The organism is Psychrobacter sp. TB20-MNA-CIBAN-0197 (genome assembly GCF_040309765.1).
GTDB lineage: Bacteria > Pseudomonadota > Gammaproteobacteria > Pseudomonadales > Moraxellaceae > Psychrobacter > Psychrobacter submarinus.
The window spans coordinates 1-279 of sequence record NZ_JBEOPC010000429.1; the positions used below are offsets into that span (position 1 = coordinate 1).

The window sequence follows — 279 nt, forward strand, 5'->3', positions numbered from 1 at the left end:
CGGAACAAGTCGTCGAGGTGATTGCTGCGCAGCGCGGTGTGGCCGACCAGTGCGGCGACGTTCAACGTGGTGTTGGCCGCTTCGACGGCGGCGCGGTAGTCGCTGAAACGCGGGTAAACGAACGCCGCTGCGCTGCCGAGCAGGTTCATCGGATCGGGTGGATTGCCCTTCAAGTTGACCGGCGAAGCGCTGATGCCGCAATTGCCGACAATCACCGTGGTCACGCCTTGGCTAAGCTTGGGCAGCATCTGGGGTTGGCGAATGACCACGGTGTCGTCG

1 pseudogene is annotated in these 279 nt (G+C 63.4%); it reads right to left on the reverse strand.

What is annotated here, in order from left to right:
- Positions 1–279 (reverse strand): annotated as a pseudogene (locus AAEY83_RS14350) (hypothetical protein); the annotation flags it as partial.